Annotated in this window: 13 protein-coding genes; 1 reads left to right on the top strand and 12 read right to left on the bottom strand. The window is 64.3% G+C overall.

What is annotated here, in order from left to right; translation table 11 throughout:
- Window positions 1-16 precede the first annotated feature (16 nt).
- From HMI59_RS00225 to HMI59_RS00205, 5 genes are read right to left on the bottom strand one after another with little or no spacing between them, the layout of a single operon-like run.
- Window positions 17-1,255, bottom strand: coding sequence for an MFS transporter (locus tag HMI59_RS00225; RefSeq protein WP_193592438.1), 1,239 nt, complete (start codon window positions 1,253-1,255; stop codon window positions 17-19).
- Between the two features lie 16 nt (window positions 1,256-1,271).
- On the bottom strand, window positions 1,272-2,036 hold the full coding sequence (narI, locus tag HMI59_RS00220) for a respiratory nitrate reductase subunit gamma (protein ID WP_193592437.1): 765 nt from the start codon (window positions 2,034-2,036) through the stop codon (window positions 1,272-1,274).
- A 1-nt stretch (window position 2,037) separates the two neighbouring features.
- Window positions 2,038-2,658, bottom strand: coding sequence for a nitrate reductase molybdenum cofactor assembly chaperone (gene narJ, locus HMI59_RS00215; RefSeq protein ID WP_193592436.1), 621 nt, complete (start codon window positions 2,656-2,658; stop codon window positions 2,038-2,040).
- On the bottom strand, window positions 2,655-4,358 hold the full coding sequence (gene narH / locus HMI59_RS00210; RefSeq protein ID WP_166186224.1) for a nitrate reductase subunit beta: 1,704 nt from the start codon (window positions 4,356-4,358) through the stop codon (window positions 2,655-2,657). The genes narJ and narH overlap by 4 nt, the downstream gene beginning before the upstream one ends.
- Window positions 4,358-8,068: a nitrate reductase subunit alpha gene (locus HMI59_RS00205; protein ID WP_193592435.1), complete on the bottom strand. Its 3,711-nt coding sequence runs from the start codon at window positions 8,066-8,068 to the stop codon at window positions 4,358-4,360. The genes narH and HMI59_RS00205 overlap by 1 nt, the downstream gene beginning before the upstream one ends.
- Before the next feature lie 132 nt (window positions 8,069-8,200).
- Between HMI59_RS00205 and HMI59_RS00200 the strand changes: the two genes are divergently transcribed.
- Entirely contained in the window at window positions 8,201-9,262 is a 1,062-nt protein-coding gene (locus tag HMI59_RS00200; RefSeq protein ID WP_227471478.1) for a tellurite resistance/C4-dicarboxylate transporter family protein, read from the top strand.
- A gap of 135 nt (window positions 9,263-9,397) precedes the next feature.
- On the opposite strand, the gene HMI59_RS00195 is transcribed toward HMI59_RS00200, so the two are convergent.
- From HMI59_RS00195 to HMI59_RS00165, 7 genes are all read right to left on the bottom strand, one after another.
- The gene (locus tag HMI59_RS00195; RefSeq protein WP_193592434.1) at window positions 9,398-10,810 is read right to left on the bottom strand and encodes an amino acid permease; all 1,413 of its coding nucleotides are present in this window, start codon (window positions 10,808-10,810) and stop codon (window positions 9,398-9,400) included.
- Window positions 10,811-11,046: 236 nt separating this feature from the next.
- On the bottom strand, window positions 11,047-12,348 hold the full coding sequence (locus tag HMI59_RS00190; RefSeq protein ID WP_193592433.1) for a M18 family aminopeptidase: 1,302 nt from the start codon (window positions 12,346-12,348) through the stop codon (window positions 11,047-11,049).
- 19 nt (window positions 12,349-12,367) lie between these two features.
- Window positions 12,368-13,075 (bottom strand): response regulator transcription factor, encoded by a 708-nt coding sequence (locus HMI59_RS00185; protein WP_193592432.1) that lies wholly within the window; start codon window positions 13,073-13,075, stop codon window positions 12,368-12,370.
- Complete coding sequence (locus HMI59_RS00180; RefSeq protein ID WP_193592431.1) at window positions 13,075-14,355, bottom strand: sensor histidine kinase; 1,281 nt, start codon at window positions 14,353-14,355, stop codon at window positions 13,075-13,077. Before HMI59_RS00180 ends, HMI59_RS00185 begins: the two co-directional genes overlap by 1 nt.
- Before the next feature lie 18 nt (window positions 14,356-14,373).
- A complete protein-coding gene (locus HMI59_RS00175) occupies window positions 14,374-15,225 on the bottom strand; it encodes an ABC transporter permease (protein ID WP_021473333.1) in 852 nt (283 codons plus the stop codon).
- Complete coding sequence (locus tag HMI59_RS00170; RefSeq protein ID WP_062098882.1) at window positions 15,225-16,172, bottom strand: ABC transporter ATP-binding protein; 948 nt, start codon at window positions 16,170-16,172, stop codon at window positions 15,225-15,227. The genes HMI59_RS00175 and HMI59_RS00170 overlap by 1 nt, the downstream gene beginning before the upstream one ends.
- Window positions 16,173-16,327: 155 nt before the next feature.
- Entirely contained in the window at window positions 16,328-17,833 is a 1,506-nt protein-coding gene (locus HMI59_RS00165; RefSeq protein WP_193592430.1) for a bifunctional phosphatase PAP2/diacylglycerol kinase family protein, read from the bottom strand.
- Window positions 17,834-17,879 lie beyond the last annotated feature (46 nt).

The following is a 17,879-nucleotide window of genomic DNA, read 5'->3' as shown; positions in this document are numbered from 1 at the left end:
GCCTGGGCCCGCCTGGCTACGGGCGTGGACCGGCGAGTCCGGGCGGAACGACGCGCGGTTTTGTCCGGCCCTGTACAGCCACGATTGTGAACACCAGCGCCACCAGGGCCGTCGCTACCAACAAGAGCAGACCAATGGAGTAACTGCGCGTCGCGGCGTCGTACGTGGCTCCCATGACCAGCGGCGGGAAGTATCCACCCAAGCCTCCGGCCGCGCTGACCACTCCGCTAATGCTGCCGACTTTGCCCTGCGGTGCCAGCACGCCCACCCAGGCGAAGACGCCACCCGCTCCCAGTCCCAGTGCCGCGGCCATGGCCACGAACGTCAGTCCGGCCTGGACTTCGCCCTCGGGGTACAGGTTCACCACCCAGCCGAGCACGGCAACACCGCTGAGCGCGGCGATCACCACCGGCTTGGGGCCTACCTTGTCGGCAAGCACCCCGCCCAGCGGCCTTGCAAGAACGGCGGCCAGGGCAAAACCGGCCGTGCGGGCACCGGCCCCGGCCGGATCGAAGCTGTAGACGTCCCGCAGGTAGGTGGGGAGGTAGGTGGCGAAGGAGACGAAGCCACCAAAGACGACGGCGTACAGAAAGCACATCTTCCAGGTGACGGCAGTGCGGGCGGCGTCGGCGAGTTTGGGCAGCACTGGCGCGTTGCTCGCCGTCCACCCGGGGGCTTCCTTCATCAGGAACCAGACCAGGATGGCCGTCGCGGCGAGGAGCCCGGCGATCAGCAGGTGCGTGGGAAAGTAGCCGATCCAGGCCACAAGGCGGGGATTGAGGAAAGCGGCCAGCGCTGTCCCGCCCATGCCCGCACCGAAAACGCCGGTAGCGAAGCCCCGTCGGGCGGGTTCGTACCAGGCGCTGACAAAGGGGATCCCTACGGCGAAGACCGTTCCGGCCACCCCCAGCAGCAGCCCTGCGCCCAACACGACCGCGAAGGAGTCAATGGTGCCGCCGAACGCCACGAGCAGGACGGGCGGGATTGCAGCGAGCAGCACGAAGGTGAACAGGGCGCGGCCGCCATACCTGTCCGTGAGGGCACCGACGACGATCCGTCCCAGTGACCCCACAAAGACGGGCATGGCCACCAGCACGCCCGTGGCAGCCGGACTCAGCTGCAGTTGTTGCGTGTAGAAGGACCCCAGTGTGGCCACGGAGTTCCAAGCCCAGAAGCCCACCACCGAGGCCACGGTGGCGAGCACCAGGTTCAGTGTGCGGCCGGCGGGAACGGGCTGGGACTCTGTTCCGTCCACGGTTTTCTCCTTCAACTCAGCGGTTCTTCGTGTCCCGGTCCCGGGTACCGACGGCGGACCATCCGCGCCGTACCGGCACGACGGAGCTGTCTTTGTCCCGTGACCGGTACACGATGTAAGGACGGAAGAGGTAGTGCAGCGGGGCTGTGAAGGCATGCACCAACCGGGTGAACGGCCAGATCACAAAGAGCGCCATACCCACAAGAGTGTGCAGGTGGAACGAGAAGGGGGCCTGGGCCATCGCGGCAATGTCCGGCTGGAAAATGAAAAGGGACCTGAACCAGGGGGCAACGGTTTCGCGGTAATTGTGCCCGTGTTCCCCCTCGGCCACGCTGGCCAGCGTGGTCCACAGTCCGAAGACGATTGCTGCGGTGAGCACCACGTACATGGTTTTGTCGTTCCTGGTGGTGGCCATGAACACCGGGCCGGTCCTGCGGCGGCGGTAGATGAGCAGGACGATCCCGCCCAGGGTCCCGACCCCCGCAATACCGCCGACCAGCAGGGCGTTGAAGTGGTAAAACTCCTGGCTCATCCCCACGGCCTGGGTCCAAGCCATCGGAATGACCAGGCCGAAGAAATGCCCCGCGATCACGGCAAGCAGGCCGAAGTGGAACAGCGGGGAGGCTATCCGCAGAATCCTGGACTCGTAGAGTTGGGAGGATCTGGTGGTCCAGCCGAACTGGTCGTATTTGTAGCGCCAGATGAGCCCTCCCACCAGGACCACCACCATGACGTAGGGCAGGACGCCCCAGAGAAGGATGTCCACGGCAGTAATGTCCATTTCATGCCTCCTTCACAGGCAGCAGGCGCGGATCGTAGGGGTCCAGGCCCACGGCTTCGGTGGGCGGACCGTAGCCGGCCATCCGCATGACTGCCTGCTCGTCGGCCGGAGATTTGCCGGGCAGGGTGGCGCAGATGGCTTGCAGAATCCGTGCGTGGGGAAGGCTGTCCCGGAGCAGGCCGAAGCGGAGCATCTCCAGGCTGGCACGGTAGCGGGTGAGCAGGTCCCGGCCTGCTGCCAGGTCCACCACGGCGGCGTATTCCAGGACCATCGGCAGGTAGTCCGGAAGCTCGCCGCGCGTGTCCACCAGGATCTCGCTTTGCCGGTAAGCCTTCTTGAAATTGCCCAGGACCTCACCGCGGCGCCGGGTATCTCCGTCCGTCCAGTAGGACAGGTGGAGTGCGTGCCGCCTGCCAAGGTCGAACTCCTGCACGTAGGAGGCTTGGACCGCCGTCAGAGGTTCGGACTCCAAGTGCGTCAAGACGTCGTCAAAATCCTGTACGGCTCCTGGAAATTCAGCCAGGGCGGCACGCATGAGGGGAAGGCGGCCGATCAGTTCCTCGTCCGGGTAGGACAGGCACCAGGCTGCGGCGAGGTAGATGATCCGTTGGCGCTTCGTCACAGTTCCTCCCCGCCTGCGGCCCGGCTGTCCGATGCGGCGGCAGGATCCGGTTTCGGGGGGAAGAGCCCGGGTGGGGCTCCGGTACCGTCCCAGTTCAGCAAGTTCACCCGGCCCCGCAGGGTCGGTTCGCCGGGCGCGGTGTCTGAAGTCTGCCGGTCCCGGAGGGCGTTGAAGGTTTCCAACGCCACCGGGACGGGCCTGCCGCTGGCCTCGCCGAACGGGGAGGAATCCTGCATGCCGGGGCCGCCGTCGAAATCCAGCGAACAACCCATTTCCTCCAGGTCGTGGGCTTGTTCCACGTGGGCCTTCGGGATGACGTAGCGCTCGTCGTACTTTGCCAGGGCCATGAGCCGGTACATCTCGTACATGCTGTGGCCGTCCATGCCAACAGACTCGGGGATGGACTCGTCGGGGTCGTTGCCCAGGCTGATGCCCCGCATGAAGGAGCGCATGGCCGCGAGCTTGCGCAGCACCGCGGTGACCCTGCCGGTGTCGCCCGCGGTGAAGAGTTCGGCAAGGTACTCAACCGGGATGCGCAATGCGTCGATGGCGCCGAAGAGGTTCCCGTGGTCCTCGCCGTCGTGGCCCTGGTCCCGCAACAAGTCCACTACTGGAGAGAGCGGCGGCACGTACCAGACCATCGGCATGGTCCGGTATTCGGGGTGCAGGGGAAGCGCCACCTTGTACACCTTGGCCAGGGCGTACACGGGAGAGCGCCGGGCGGCGTCTATCCAGTCTTCGGGGATGCCCTGCGCCCGGGCTTCGGCCTGCACATGGGGGTCGTCCGGATCCAGGAGCACATCCATTTGGGACTCGTAGAGATCCCGGGGGTCGGTCACCGACGCCGCTGCGGTGACGGCATCGGCGTCGTACAGAAACAAGCCCAAGTACCGCAGCCGGCCAACGCAGGTCTCCGAGCAGACCGTCGGCAAGCCCACTTCAACCCTCGGATAGCAAAAAGTGCACTTCTCTGCCTTGCCGGTTTTGTGGTTGAAGTAAATCTTCTTGTACGGACAACCCGTCACGCACTGCCGCCAGCCGCGGCACCTGTCCTGGTCCACGAGGACGATCCCGTCCTCCACCCGCTTGTAGATGGCGCCCGAGGGACAGGATGCCATGCACGACGGGTTCAGGCAGTGCTCGCAGATCCGTGGAAGGTAGAACATGAAGGTCTGTTCATAGGCGAACTTGATCTTGTCCTCGGATTCCCGCCGGACCTTTTCCACGATCGGGTCCAGATGTCCGTTTTCGGCGGACCCGCCCAGGTCATCGTCCCAGTTGGCGGACCAGGTAATGCTGGTGTCTTTGCCGGTAATGAGGGATTTGGGCCGGGCCACCGGGAAATCGTCGCCCAAGGGCGCATCCACGAGGGTCTTGTAATCATAGGTCCAGGGCTCGTAGTAGTCCTTGAGCTCAGGCTGGACCGGGCTGGCAAAAATTCCCAAAAGCTTCTTCACGCGGCCGCCAGCCTTGAGGACCAGCCTTCCGCGCTTGTTCAGCGACCAGCCGCCGCGCCAGCGCTCCTGGTCCTCATACCGGCGTGGGTAGCCCTGACCGGGCCGGGTTTCGACGTTGTTGAACCAGACGTATTCAGTGCCGGCGCGGTTGGTCCACGCCTGCTTGCAGGTCACCGAGCAGGTGTGGCAGCCGATACATTTGTCCAGGTTCATGACCATGCCCATTTGAGCCATGACACGCATCAGTACTGCACCTCCTGCGAACGACGGCGGACCGTGGCCACCATGTCCCTCTGGTTTCCGGTGGGGCCAAGGTAGTTGAACGCGTAGGCCAGCTGGGCGTAGCCGCCGATCAGGTGCGACGGCTTGACCAGCAGCCGGGTCACGGAGTTGTGGATGCCGCCGCGCCGGCCCGTGGCCTCGGACTTCGGGACATCGATGGTCCGTTCCTGGGCGTGGTGCACATAGACCACGCCCGCCGGCATCCGGTGGCTGACGATTGCCCGGGCCACCAGCACGCCGTTGATGTTCAGGCACTCCACCCAGTCGTTGTCCTTGACGTGAATTGCTTCTGCGTCAGCCGGACTCATCCACACAGTGGGGCCGCCCCGGGAGAGGGAGAGCATGAGCAGGTTGTCCTGGTATTCGGAGTGGATGGACCATTTGGAGTGCGGGGTCAGGTAGCGGACCACCACCTCCATGGACCCGTCCTGACCTAGCCTGGGTTCGTTGAAGAGCCGGTGCATGTCCAGCGGTGGCCGGTAGATCGGCAGGGCTTCGCCGATGTCGATCATCCAGTCGTGGTCGAGGAAGAAGTGCATGCGTCCGGTCAGGGTGTGCCAGGGTTTGAGCCGCTCCACGTTGATGGTGAACGGGGCGTAGCGGCGCCCGCCGGTCTCGGAACCGGACCATTCGGGCGAGGTGATCACCGGCACCGGGCCGGCCTGGGTCTGCGCGAAGGTGATGAACTTTTCGTCGGACCCTTCTGCGAGGTCTGCCAGTTTCCGCCCGGTGCGGACTTCGAGGTCCCTGAAGCCCTGGACGGACAGCGCACCGTTGGTGGTGCCGGAGAAGGCGAGGATGGCTTCGGCCATCTTGGCGTCGGTGTCGATCGCGGGCCTGCCGTCCGCTGCGCCCCCGAGCATCACTCCGTTGGAGTGACTGAGCCGGTCCAACGGACCTTTGAGGCGGTAGGTGATGTTCTTGACCGTGAAGCCGAGCCTGTCGGCCAAAGGCCCGACGGCGGCCAACTTGTCGGCGATGGCCGTGTAGTCGCGCTCCACCACCGAGAAAACGGGCATGTTCTGTCCCGGGACAGCGGGGACTTCCGGATCCCGCCAGTCCCGGACGATGCCGCCGGGCTGGGCGAGTTGGCCCGGGGTGTCGTGCTGCAGCGGCACGCTGACCAGGTCCCGGCGGACGCCGAGGTGCGTTTTGGCCAGCCGGGAGAACTCACGTGCGAGCAGATGGAAAGTATCGAAATCGGTCTTTGTTTCCCACGGCGGATCGATCGCGGGGCTGAAAGCATGCACGAACGGGTGCATATCGGTGGAGGACAGATCGTGTTTCTCATACCAAGTGGCTGCCGGGAACACGACGTCGGACAGCAGCGTGGTGGAGGTCATGCGGAAGTCCGCGGAGACCAGCAGGTCCAGTTTCCCTTCAGGCGCCTGCTCGTGCCACTCCACGTCCATGGGTTTGAGCCCTTCAGCGTGGTCCTTGCCGAGGACGTTGTTGTGGGTTCCCAGCAGGTTGCGCAGGAAATACTCGTTGCCCTTGGCGGAGGACCCGAACAGGTTCGAGCGCCACAGCACGAGGGTCCTGGGCCAGTTTTCGGGGGCATCCACGTCCTCGATGGCCGGGTTAAGGGCTCGGCTCTTCAGCGCGTCCGCGATGTAGGCAGGTGCGTCCTTCGCGGTTCCGGCGGCGACGGCGGCCTCGGCTTCATCGGCGACGTCCAGGGGATTGCGGTCAAATTGCGGGTAGAACGGCATCCAGCCGAGCCGGGCGGACTGGGCCAGCGCATCGGCGGTGTGCATGCCGTCCAGGTTTCCGGTGGAGAGCGGGGACTTCAGTGCGTCCGCTGAATAGCCGTCCTGGCGCCACTGGTCCGTGTGCATGTACCAATAGCCTGTGCCGACCATGGTCCGCGGCGGCCGGGACCAGTCCAGCGCATTCGCCAAGGACACCCAGCCGGTGGCCGGTCGGGTCTTTTCCTGCCCCACGTAGTGCGCCCAGCCGCCGCCGTTACGGCCCATGCAACCCGTCAGCATGACCAGGGCCAACACCGCCCGGTAGGTGGCGTCGCCGTGGAACCACTGGCAGATCCCGGCACCCATGATGATCATCGAGCGGCCTTTGGACTGCTCGGCGTTGCGTGCAAACTCCCGCGCAACCCGGATGCAGGCCTGTGCCGGGACGGACGTGATTTCCTCCTGCCACGCCGGGGTGTAGGGCGTGCCCGCGTCGTCGTAGCCTGCTGCCCATTCGCCGGGAAGCCCTTCCCGGCCCACGCCGTACTGGGCCAGCATCAAGTCGAACACTGTGGTGACCAGTTGCCCTTCGACCTCCAGGACGGGGACACCCCGCCTCAGGATGCTGCCTGTGCCGCCGGCGTCCTCAAAACAGGGCAGCAGGATCTCGGCGCTTTCCCCGGAGACTTCACGCAGCGACAGAGCGGGCTCGATCCCCTCAAGATCCAGGTTCCACTTGCCCTCCCCACTACCGGAATAGCGGAAACCCATTGAGCCGTTAGGGACCGCGATCCGGCCGGTTTTCTTGTCAAACAAGACTGTGCGGAATGCCGCGTCTTCGGCCCCCGCTTCGGCGGGGACGTCACGGGCGGTGAGGAATTTCGACGGCGTCAACCCGCCGTCGTCGCGCTTTTCCAGCCGGACCAGGAACGGCAAATCCGTGTACTGCTTCACGTAGTCCGCGAAGAAGGGAACCTCCCGGTCAATGAAGAACTCCTTGAGCATGACGTGCCCCATTGCCATGGCCAGCGCCGCGTCCGTTCCGGCCTGGGCAGGGAGCCATTCGTCGGCGAACTTCGTGTTGTCCGCGTAATCAGGGCTGACGGTCACCACTTTCGTGCCGCGGTACCGCACCTCGGCCATCCAGTGCGCATCAGGGGTCCTCGTGACGGGAACATTGGAACCCCACATCATCAGGTAGCCCGCGTCCCACCAGTCTCCGGATTCGGGGACATCGGTCTGGTCCCCGAAAACCTGGGGGCTGGCCACCGGCAGGTCGGCATACCAGTCGTAGAAGGATGTCATCACGCCGCCGATCAGCTGGATGAAACGCGTCCCAACGGCGTGCGAGACCATGGACATTGCGGGAATCGGCGAAAACCCTGCGCAGCGATCCGGACCGTAGGTCTTGATGGTGTTCACGTGAGCGGCGGCAGCGATTTCGATCGCCTCCTGCCAGGACACGCGCACGAGCCCGCCCTTGCCCCGGGCCTGCTGGTAGCGACGGCGTCGTTCCGGGTCCGCGGCTATCTCCGCGAATGCCAGCACCGGGTCCCCAAGACGCGCCTTGGCCTCACGGTACATCTCCACCAGGACTCCCCGGACATAGGGGAAACGCACTCGCGTGGGTGAGTACGTGTACCAGGAAAAGGCCGCGCCGCGCGGGCAACCCCGGGGTTCGTATTCCGGCCTGTCCGGCCCAACGGAAGGGTAATCCGTTTGCTGCGACTCCCAGGTGATGATGCCGTCCTTGACGTACACCTTCCATGAACAGGATCCAGTGCAGTTCACCCCGTGCGTTGAGCGGACCACCTTGTCATGGCTCCACCGGTCCCGGTAGAAGATGTCGCCTTTGCGCCCGCCTTCACGAAACACCGCCCGGCCGTCGTCGTTCTGGTCCCACTTCGTGAAGAAACGCGCGAGCTTCAACATTGCATCCGAGGCGGGCCCGTCCAACCCCGCCGGGTCTTTGGCACTCATGGCCTCATCCTAGGGTCCGGGCCCGGGCCAAGATATGGGTCTTAAGACTCTCGACGGGAGCGTGCCAGGCGCTTCGGATGTTTCCCCTGTGACCCATGGTGTCGGTTGCTCCGGCCCGTTTAGGATGGCAGCGTGCATCCCGGTCACGCGACGTTCCAGGCCCGGATATCCGGTGCTGCCTCCACCCTTGCCCCGGGGTACTTTGCACTCGTCATGGCCAGTGGCATCATCTCGGTCGGCTTCGAGCTTGAGGGCTTCTCTGCGGTATCCGGCGTCTTTCTCGCCATCTGCATAGGCGCCTACGCGGTACTGGTTGTTGTGAACGTCGTCCGGATCATCAAATTTCGCGGTGAAATCGTCGCTGATTTCATGAACCCGGCGCGTGCGTTCGGTTTCTACACTTTCGTCGCGGGCACCAACGTCCTTGGCGTGCGCCTGGCCATGGCCGAGGCGCCCATGGCGACGGCGACCCTCCTTGTTGTTTCGGGGTCTGCGTGGCTCGTGCTCGGCTACGTCATTCCCTGGACCGCCGTCCTCGGGCGGACTGAACGCCCTGTGATTAAGGACGCCAACGGGACGTGGTTCATCTGGTGCGTCGCAAGCCAGTCCGTGGCCACAGCCTGCGCCACGCTGGAGCCTCTCGCCGGCACATGGAAGACCGGCCTGGCGCTGCTCGCTGTCCTCTCATGGTCCGTTGGGATCGTCCTCTACGCGGCCGTGGGAATCTTCGTTTCCCTGCGCCTCATGGTCTATCGGATTCAGCCTCAGGACCTGGGTCCGGGATACTTCGTGTCGATGGGCGCCATGGCCATCACCGTCCTTGCAGGTGCGCGCATCCTTGAGATGGCCGATGCCCCCGTAACCAGAGCCGTCCACGGACTCGTCGCTGGCGCCTCCGTAGTCTTCTGGGCCTTCGCCACGTGGCTGCTGCCGGTGCTCATTGCCGCAGGATGCTGGCGGCACCTCATCAACCGTGTTCCACTCTCCTACGAGTCCGGGCTGTGGAGCATCATCTTCCCCCTCGGCATGTACTCTGTGGCCGGGATCTACCTCGGACGCGCGGACCAGCTTCCCGTGGTGCTGGCCATCGGTCAGGCCGAGCTATGGCTCGCCGCTGCTGCGTACGTGGCGACATTCGCGGGCATGCTCCACCACCTCTGGCGCACACTCGTTGTCCAGGGGGCCGGCCGCTGAACCGCACTAGAATTCGCCGCGAACGCAGGCATTCGTGAGCCTTCTGCAAGATGCAGGCAGCGCTGCCTTCGCATTAACGCGAACGGGGCAGCCGCCGTCGTAATTGACGGCAACTGCCCCGCAACAAACAGACGCTTACGACGCCTGTCCGGAACCAACCTCGGACGGTTCGGCTTCAGCGGTGGTCTCGGCGCTGGCCGGGCCGGTCTTCCGGTACCTCCACACGCCGATGGCCACAACGACCGCGGCGAGAGCCAGGGACAGGAAGAGGGATTCGCGGGTGGATTCCAGGATGACCATGCCGATGATGAGTGCCACGATGCTCGCAATGGCAATCCACGTGAGGTACGGGAAGAACCACATCTTGAGCTGGAGATCCTTCGCGGCGGCGCCCATGCGGCGGCGGAGAACCAGCTGGGAGGCTGCAATGACCAACCACACGAACAGTGCGATGGCGCCGGAGGTGTTGACGAGGAACAGGAACACCGTGTCCGGGGCGATGTAGTTCAGACCCACAGTGATGAATCCGACCACTGTGGAGGCCAGGACGGCCGCCGCAGGCACACCGCGCTTGGAAATACGCGTCCAGGACTTCGGAGCATCTCCGCGGCGGGACAGCGAGAACAGCATGCGGCTGGCGGTGTAGAGGCCCGAGTTGAGGCAGGAAAGCACCGAAGTAAGGACAACAATGTCCATGATGGTGCCGGCTCCCGGGATGCCATAGAGCTCGATCACTGCAACATACGGGCTCTTGGCAACGGAGGCGCTGTTCCACGGGAGCAAGGTGACCACAATGGCGATGGAGCCGATGTAGAAGATCAGGATGCGCCACACGGTGGACTTCACGGCCTTCTTGACGGCGTCCACCGGATTCTCGGATTCCCCGGCAGCAATGGTTGCGATCTCCGCGCCAAAGAAGGAGAAGACCACCACGAGGATGCCGGCGAGGACCGCGCCCGGACCACTCGGCATGAAGCCGCCCTGGTCCAGGAGGTTGGTCACTCCCGGTGCAGGAACGCCCGGCATGAAACCGAGGATGGCGACGATTCCTGCAAGCAGGAAGATGACGATTGCCGCGACTTTGATGGACGCGAACCAGAACTCGAACTCACCGTAGGACTTCACTGAACCGAGGTTGGTGAGGGTGAGGAGCACCATGAGTATCAGGGCCCAGATCCACTGATCGACGCCGGGCACCCAGCGGTGCATGATGGCGGCACCGGCAGTGGCTTCGATGCCCAGCACGATGATCCAGAACCAGGCGTAGAGCCAACCGATGCTGAACCCGGCCCATCGGCCAAGCGCTTTGTCGGCATAGGTGGAGAACGAGCCGGTCTCCGGATTGGCTGCAGCCATTTCGCCCAGCATGCGCATCACCAGGATGACCACCAGGCCCGCGGCGAGGTAGGCCACGAGGATTCCTGGTCCCGCCTGTTGGATAGCTGCGCCCGAGCCCACGAAGAGGCCTGCGCCGATGACGCCCGCAATGGCGATCATGGACAGGTGCCGGGGCTTAAGCGATTTGGAAAGTTGTTGGTCAGCGTGCATGGAACGTCGCCGTCCTTTGAGTACTTGGAAGGCCCACGGAGATGTGCAGTGGGCCACTTGGCTTTCCCACACTAGCCACCCCGTACCGGGGCTGATGCTGTGCAGACAAACATATTGACGTCAGCCAAACCGGGAGTATGCACAAAATGTATCGCTTAAAGCATCAAATGTTTCTTATTGAGAACTTTTGAAACCGTCCTGAAACGACCCCTTGAGGCTTTGGGCCGTGGCGGGGGTCACATGGCAGTGGCGAAGAACAGTTCCGTCACCCTGGCCAAGGAGTAGGGATCCTCCACGCCACACAGCTCACGCGCGGAGTGCATCGAAAGCAGCGGAACTCCGACATCAACCGTGCGGATGCCGAGGCGCGTGGCCGTCAACGGACCAATGGTGGAACCGCAGGGGATGTCGTTGTTGGAAACAAACTCCTGGTACGGAACACCCGACTCTGCGCACAACCGGGCCCAAAAAGCTGCGCCTGTGGCATCTGTTGCGTAGCGCTGGTTGGCATTGATCTTCAGCAACGGGCCCCGGTTGAGCAGCGGACGGTTGGCGGGGTCATGGCGCTCGGCGTAGTTCGGGTGGACAGCGTGGCCGGCATCGGCAGAAACACAGAACGACGCCGACAACGCCTGCCGCCGCTGGCTCACCGAAACCCCGAAACCGTCTGAGATCCGGGTGAGGATGTCCTCCAGGATCGGTCCGCAAGCACCGGAGCGGGAGTTGGAGCCGATTTCCTCATGGTCGAAGGCGGCAAGGACTGCGATGGGTCCGTCGGCAGGCGCCGACCCCGCGTGGGCGATGAGCGCCACCAAACCCGCATGGGTCGACGACAGGTTGTCCAAGCGTCCGGAGGCGAAGAACTCACTATTGACCCCGAAAACCGCGGGCGCTTGCGTGTCTGCCACGACGACGTCGTACCCGCCGATCTCCGCAGCATCCACCGAGGCGTCCTTCACGCGCGAGGCGAGCAGGCCCAAAAGATCCTCCCCTGCGGGATCTCCCAGCCCGAAAATCGGGTTCATGTGCTGCTGTTTGGACAACGTCAGGCCTTCGTTGACTGCCCGGTCCAGATGGATGGCGAGCTGCGGGAACCGCAGGAGGGGGCCAGTGGCCGTCAGGTGCTGGGTACCGTCACGCATCACCAGGCGGCCGGCAAGCTGCAGTTCCCGGTCCAGCCAGGAATTGAGCAGCGGGCCGCCGTAGACCTCCACGCCCGCCTGCAGCCAACCGAACTTCCCCGTTGTGGGCTTCGGCTTGAGCTTGAAAGACGGGGAATCGGTGTGGGCGCCAAGGATGTTGAACCCCGTGGTGGGACCTGCGTTCTCCGGCGATACCCAGGCAATCAGGGCGCCGTCCCGGATGACGTAATAGCCTCCCGCGCCCCCGGACCACGGCTCCAACTCATTCAGACCCGTAAAGCCGGCTGCGTCCAGGCGGCGGGCCGCTTCATCGACGGCATGGAAGCTCGACGGCGACGCCGAAACGTACTCGCCAAGGTCCTTGATGTGCTCTGCTGCGGAGGCGTTCGTAGGCATGCTCCCGAGTCTATCCGGATCAGTAATCCGGGTTGCTCGGCACCACGAGCCCGGTTTCGTAGGCGTACACCACCACCTGCACGCGGTCCCGCAACTGCAGCTTGCTCAGGATGCGGCGCACGTGGGTCTTCACTGTTGCCTCGGACAAGAAGAATTTGTGGGCAATCTCGGCGTTGGACAGGCCTTCGGCGATGGTGGTGAGGATCTCCGTTTCGCGCGGAGTCAGCTCATCCAGCAGAGGGTCACGGTGGGCCGGCGTGATCCCTGGCGCGTGTCCCCCGCGGACGTAGGTCTCCAGCAGCCGTTGGGTGATCCTCGGTGCCACCACTGCGTCCCCGCTGGCCACCACCCGAACCGCGTGGACCAGCTCAGCGGGAGCCACGTCCTTCAGGAGGAACGCGGACGCCCCGGCCTGCAGACCTGAGAAAGCATATTCATCGAGGTCGAAGGTGGTAAGAATGATGACCCTCGCATCAGCACCCGCGGCCGATATGCGCCGGGTGGCTTCGATGCCGTCCATGGCGGGCATGCGAACATCCATAAGGACGACGTCCGGTTGCAGCTCCGCCACCAAGCGGACGGCCTCTGCGCCATCCGATGCCTCGCCCACCACCGTCAGGTCATCTTCGCCCTCAAGGATCAGCCGAAAGCCCATCCTCAGAAGTGGTTGGTCATCCACCAACAGGATCTTGATGGTCCCTTGACCTGTCAGTTCGTAGTCCCTCATTACTCCCCCTTGTCGCCGTTCCAGTTCAGCTCGGCGTGTACCGCCCAGCCGCCGTTCTTGCCGGGTCCGGCCCCGATTTTTCCGGCGTAGATTCCGGCCCGCTCCCGCATGCCTGCAATTCCTTGGCCGGTGCCCAGGCTTCCCTTCGCGTTGCCGTCCCTGGTTCCGCGGCCGTCGTCGAGCACGTCGATGGTGACCAGGTCGCCGTCGCGCGCCACCTGCACGTCCACCCGGCTCAACGACCTTCCGTACCTCAGGACGTTGGTCAGCGATTCCTGGACAATCCGATAGACGGTCAGTTCGAACGCGGGGTCAGCCGGGAGCGCGGGTCCCGTATGAGCATAGTGAAGCGGAAGCCCTGCCGTCCGGAATCCATCCAGCAGCTTGGAAAGGTTGTGTCCCGATTCCAGCGGTGTGAGCGGCGCCGGACGGCCGGAATCGTCCCTTAGGACGCCCAATACCCTGCGCATATCAGCCAAGGCGTTCCGCCCCGTCCTGGATAGTTCACCAAGCACCTCGCCGGCGCGTTCGGGATCCTTCTTCACCACCACTGCCGCGCCGTCGGAAAGGCTCACCATGACCGTGAGCGAGTGTGCCACGACGTCGTGCATCTCGCGGGCGATCCTGTTGCGCTCGGTGACCTTGCCCAGCTGGGTCGTGCGAGCCACCCAGGCGGCGATCTCCGCCTCATGCTCCCGGCGCTCCCGGACCGAAATGCCGATTCCCGTGGCCAGGAGGTTGGACAGCATGATGGTCACGGCCGTGGCGATGTTGTTGATGAGGTGGAAGTTCTCCGGAACCTCCCGGAGCGTGTCCATGTTGCTGGGGCTCGTCCACATGAAGAGATAGAGCAAGCTCAGGGGGAGGCTGGCCGCGCCCAGCACCACAAACGCCACGGGACGCTTTCTGGCGGATGCTACGGCGTAAAGGGCGAACCAAAGACCCGCCGAGACGTTCGATCCCCAAGGGTTGAGGATGGTAGCGGCGATTTCCAGGAGGGCAACGGCGGCCGCCACATGAATCGGGCTCTGCCGCCGGAACCACAGTGCCAGGGCGATGAGCAAAAGGAATGACGTGACCAGCCACTTGCCCTCGATGACCGAAGAGATGATGGTGGGCAGCGCCAGGAGCACATAGCAAGAGACCACCACGGCATCCATGGCCATTGGGTGCTCGTAGAAATAGCGCCGCACGCGTCCGCGGCGGCGCTGGGTGATTTCCGCGAAGGACGCGTCAGCCGGACCGGCCAACGCGTCCTTCCTTTGTGGGACTTCGATCATGAAGAATGCCTAAACGCCCTAGACGTCCCTCTTCTTGAGCAGAACCATGGCAATTGCCACCGGCACAACAACCCAGGCGGTCAGCACCAGCGCGGCCTGCCACGCTTCCAGCGTGTCCGGGACGTGCTCGACGGCGGTCATCGGGTTGATGGTGCTGGTGGGGAGGTACTTGTTGGCTTCCTTGAAGAAATCGCCGGGGATGAGCTGGAATGCGATGGGAGCCACGAACAACAGGCCGACGAGGCTCATGATTCCACCGGCCGAGTTCCGGACGATCGTTCCCAGGGCCATGCCGATCGCAGCCACGGCGGCCACATAGATGCTGTTCACCAGCAGGAGCTTGATGGACTGCGAGCTGCCAAGGTCCAGCTTGAGGTTGTAGTTATCCACGATCGGCAATGAAACGAGCCCTGCTACGTACGTGGCAACAGCGGTCAGAAGGAACGCGCTCACGACCACCACAATGAGCTTCGCCAGGAACGGGGAGAGGCGCTTGGGCACGGCGGCGAAGGTGGAACGTGCCATGCCGGTGGTGAATTCCGAGCTCATGAGCAGCACGCCCAGGGAGCCAAGGATGAGCTGGGCGAACGAGATTCCGGACGTCGGAATGCTGACGGCCAGGTCTCCGCCCTGGGCTGCCATCGCGGCGGCCGCTTCGGGATCGCGGGCTGCCTGGTCGGCGAACTGCCCCGTTCCCCAAGCAGCCAAGGCCGCGAAGCCAACCATGACCACAGCCGTGGAGGCCAGGAGGATGAGGGTCGAAAGCAGAGTGCGGAATTTGATGAATTCGGAGTTCAGAACCCGGTGGAAAGCCGGTCCCGGACCCACCGGGGTGCGTGTGGGTTTGCTGTCCGTGATTGCGGTGCTCACTAGTTCTTCCCTCCGGCCGAAGCGGGAACCGACGTCCCGGTGTTGATGTGCGAGTGGTACTCCACCTCGTCCTTGGTCAGCTCCATGTAGGCCTCCTCGAGGCTCGCTTGGAGAGGCGTGAGTTCGTAGACCATGACCTGGTTGTCCAGCGCGGTGCGTGCGATGGCGCGTGGATCAAGTCCACTGACCTCCAGAAGCTCGCGTTCGTGGACCTCCACCGAAACGCCTTGTCCGGCGAGCAGCTGCATGAGGTGTTCAGGCTGATCGGTGCGGACGCGGGTGCGGGCCTGGCCCTTGCCGGTGATGATGTCAGCGATGGGAGCATCGGCGATGATCTTGCCGCGGCCGATCACTATCAGGTGGTCTGCCGTGAGCGCCATTTCGCTCATGAGGTGGCTGGACAGGAAGACCGTGCGGCCCTCGGACGCCAGGTACTTGACCAGGTTCCTGACCCACACGACGCCTTCGGGATCCAAGCCGTTCACCGGCTCGTCCAGGATGATCGTCTGGGGATCACCCAACAGCGCGGCGGCGATGCCCAGGCGTTGTCCCATGCCGAGCGAGAATCCCTTGACCTTCTTCTTGGCAACATCGCCCAGGCCGGTCATCTCAATCACTTCACGCACACGGCTCTTGGGGATGCTGTGGGTTGCTGCCATGGCGAGCAGGTGGTTGTAAGCCGTGCGGCTGGTGTGGACTGCCTTGGCATCCAGCAAGGCGCCAATCTCACGCAGGGGAGCCACATGCTTTTCGAATGGCACGCCGTTCACGGTCACGGAGCCGGACGTGGGCGTGTCCAGTCCCATGATCATGCGCATTGTGGTGGACTTGCCGGCACCGTTCGGGCCGAGGAAGCCCGTTACCCGGCCGGCCTGGACCGTAAAACTGACGCCACCTACGGCTGTTTTTTCGCCGTAGACCTTCGTCAGGCCTTTTGCTTCGATCATGGAAGCGTTCCCTCCCTAGACACGTGTCCGTGCAGATGAGTTGTGAATGTACTTAAACGCTAGTCAGGGAAGAGAAGGAAATCGCCTGTCCCAGGGATGATTCAGGGTCCGGTCAGGGTAGTCCTACCGGATGACCCGCCCGGATATCCGGTCGGTTATCCCACCGGGGGAAGCGGCGAGTACACGCGCAGTCCGCCTGTCCGGATCGAGAATTCGGCACTCCGGACGTTGGCCTTCGCCTCACCGTCGACGGCCAGGGCCAGGGGCTGGTCCGCGGCCTCGATCGTGATGCTGCCGGCCTCGGACAGGTGCGTCACCTTGGAGGAGGCCACAGTGCCGGTCACCACTGCCCACAGCAACCGGGCACGGGCGAACGGCTCGTCCGCCGAAATCATCCGCAAGTCCAGGACGCCGTCGTCCAGCACCGGGCGGCGAATGGGCGCATGGTCGGCGGGGTAGTAGCGTCCACGGCCCATGTACATGATCCACAGCTTGTGCCTGACGCCGTCCACTCTGAGCGTGGTGGGGGAGTTCACCGCGAAGGTCCGCAGCGATGCCACCAGGCTCGCCAGCGGCTTACCGAGTGCCGGCTGCAAACGTTCACGCCGTCTCACCAGGTTGGGGTAAACACCCACGCTGGCCGTATTGAGCATGGCCAGCTCGATGGTTTCCGGCTCCTCCGGCAGACCGCGCTGCACCACCACCCAGCCCAGATCCACGGAGGCGCCCCAGCCCTTGGTGAGCGCTTCCACGGCATCGTCCATGGAGTTGCTGCCCAGGTCGCGGGCGAAGTGGTTGAGCGTTCCGCCCGGCAGAACCAGCAGTGGAAGGGAGTGTTCGACGGCGGCAGCCGCCGCAGTGCCTACCGTTCCGTCACCGCCCCATACCCCCAGGGCGACGGCTTCGGGTCTCGACGCCACGGTGCGGACAGCTGCCTCGACGTCTTCTCCCTCAGCGATCTCGTGTATATGCGCCTTGGGGAATAGTTTCTTGAGCAGCTCGCCGGTCTCCGGCGTATAAGACCCTCCCATGGCGTTGACGGCGATCACCAGCCCGTCGCCGTCGGGGATTGCCGGTACGTCCGCTGGAGTCCGCCGGGGCATGGGCTCCGGCGGACGGGCCGGCCACCACTTGCGCGTCAATAAGGCGGCTCCGGCGCCGAGTGCCGAACCGAAGACAACATCCGAGGGCCAATGGGCGCCGGTGTGGACCCTCGAGTAGGCCACACCGGCAGCCACGGGAGCCAAAGCGAGGCCGATTGCCGGTGAAACGATCCCGGCTCCCACCGCGAAGGCCACTGCCGAGGCGGAATGTCCCGACGGCATCGATGAGCTGGTGGGCTGAGGATTCACGAACCTGAAAACAGGAAGATGATCGGGCGAGGGCCTGGTGCGCGGCAGGGCGGTCTTGAAAACCAGGTTCGTGACGGCGGACGCGACGCCCAAGGCGAGCAAACCGTGCAGCGCGGCCCGGCGCGGCCTGCCCGGAACGGTCGCCATGATCCCCGCGATGCCGAACCACAGCTTGCCCTTGGTGGCGGCAGCGGACAGGTAACGGAAGAAGTCGTCGTGGTTGCCCTGGCGCTGGCGGGATACGGCCCGCACGAGGAAGTGATCGAATTTCGTCACGTTGTGGGGACCTATGCCCGGGAAGCCTCGCATCAACCCACAGTATCGCCCCGCTCCGGAGTTCGGCGGAGGTCCCTTC

It is taken from the genome of Paenarthrobacter sp. YJN-5 (genome assembly GCF_015040095.1).
GTDB lineage: Bacteria > Actinomycetota > Actinomycetes > Actinomycetales > Micrococcaceae > Arthrobacter > Arthrobacter ureafaciens.
The sequence above is the reverse complement of the archived record's forward strand: the minus strand, read 5'-3'. Positions and strand labels throughout refer to the sequence as shown.

Bases quoted from the DNA above. Each gene is read 5' to 3' on its own strand.
- HMI59_RS00170 (WP_062098882.1), bottom strand. From the start codon at position 16,172: ATGATCGAAGCAAAAGGCCTGACGAAGGTCTACGGCGAAAAAACAGCC.
- HMI59_RS00205 (WP_193592435.1), bottom strand. From the start codon at position 8,068: ATGAGTGCCAAAGACCCGGCGGGGTTGGACGGGCCCGCCTCGGATGCA.
- narH (WP_166186224.1), bottom strand. From the start codon at position 4,358: ATGCGTGTCATGGCTCAAATGGGCATGGTCATGAACCTGGACAAATGT.
- HMI59_RS00180 (WP_193592431.1), bottom strand. From the start codon at position 14,355: ATGATCGAAGTCCCACAAAGGAAGGACGCGTTGGCCGGTCCGGCTGAC.
- HMI59_RS00165 (WP_193592430.1), bottom strand. From the start codon at position 17,833: ATGCGAGGCTTCCCGGGCATAGGTCCCCACAACGTGACGAAATTCGAT.
- HMI59_RS00185 (WP_193592432.1), bottom strand. From the start codon at position 13,075: ATGAGGGACTACGAACTGACAGGTCAAGGGACCATCAAGATCCTGTTG.
- HMI59_RS00195 (WP_193592434.1), bottom strand. From the start codon at position 10,810: ATGCACGCTGACCAACAACTTTCCAAATCGCTTAAGCCCCGGCACCTG.
- narI (WP_193592437.1), bottom strand. From the start codon at position 2,036: ATGGACATTACTGCCGTGGACATCCTTCTCTGGGGCGTCCTGCCCTAC.
- HMI59_RS00190 (WP_193592433.1), bottom strand. From the start codon at position 12,348: ATGCCTACGAACGCCTCCGCAGCAGAGCACATCAAGGACCTTGGCGAG.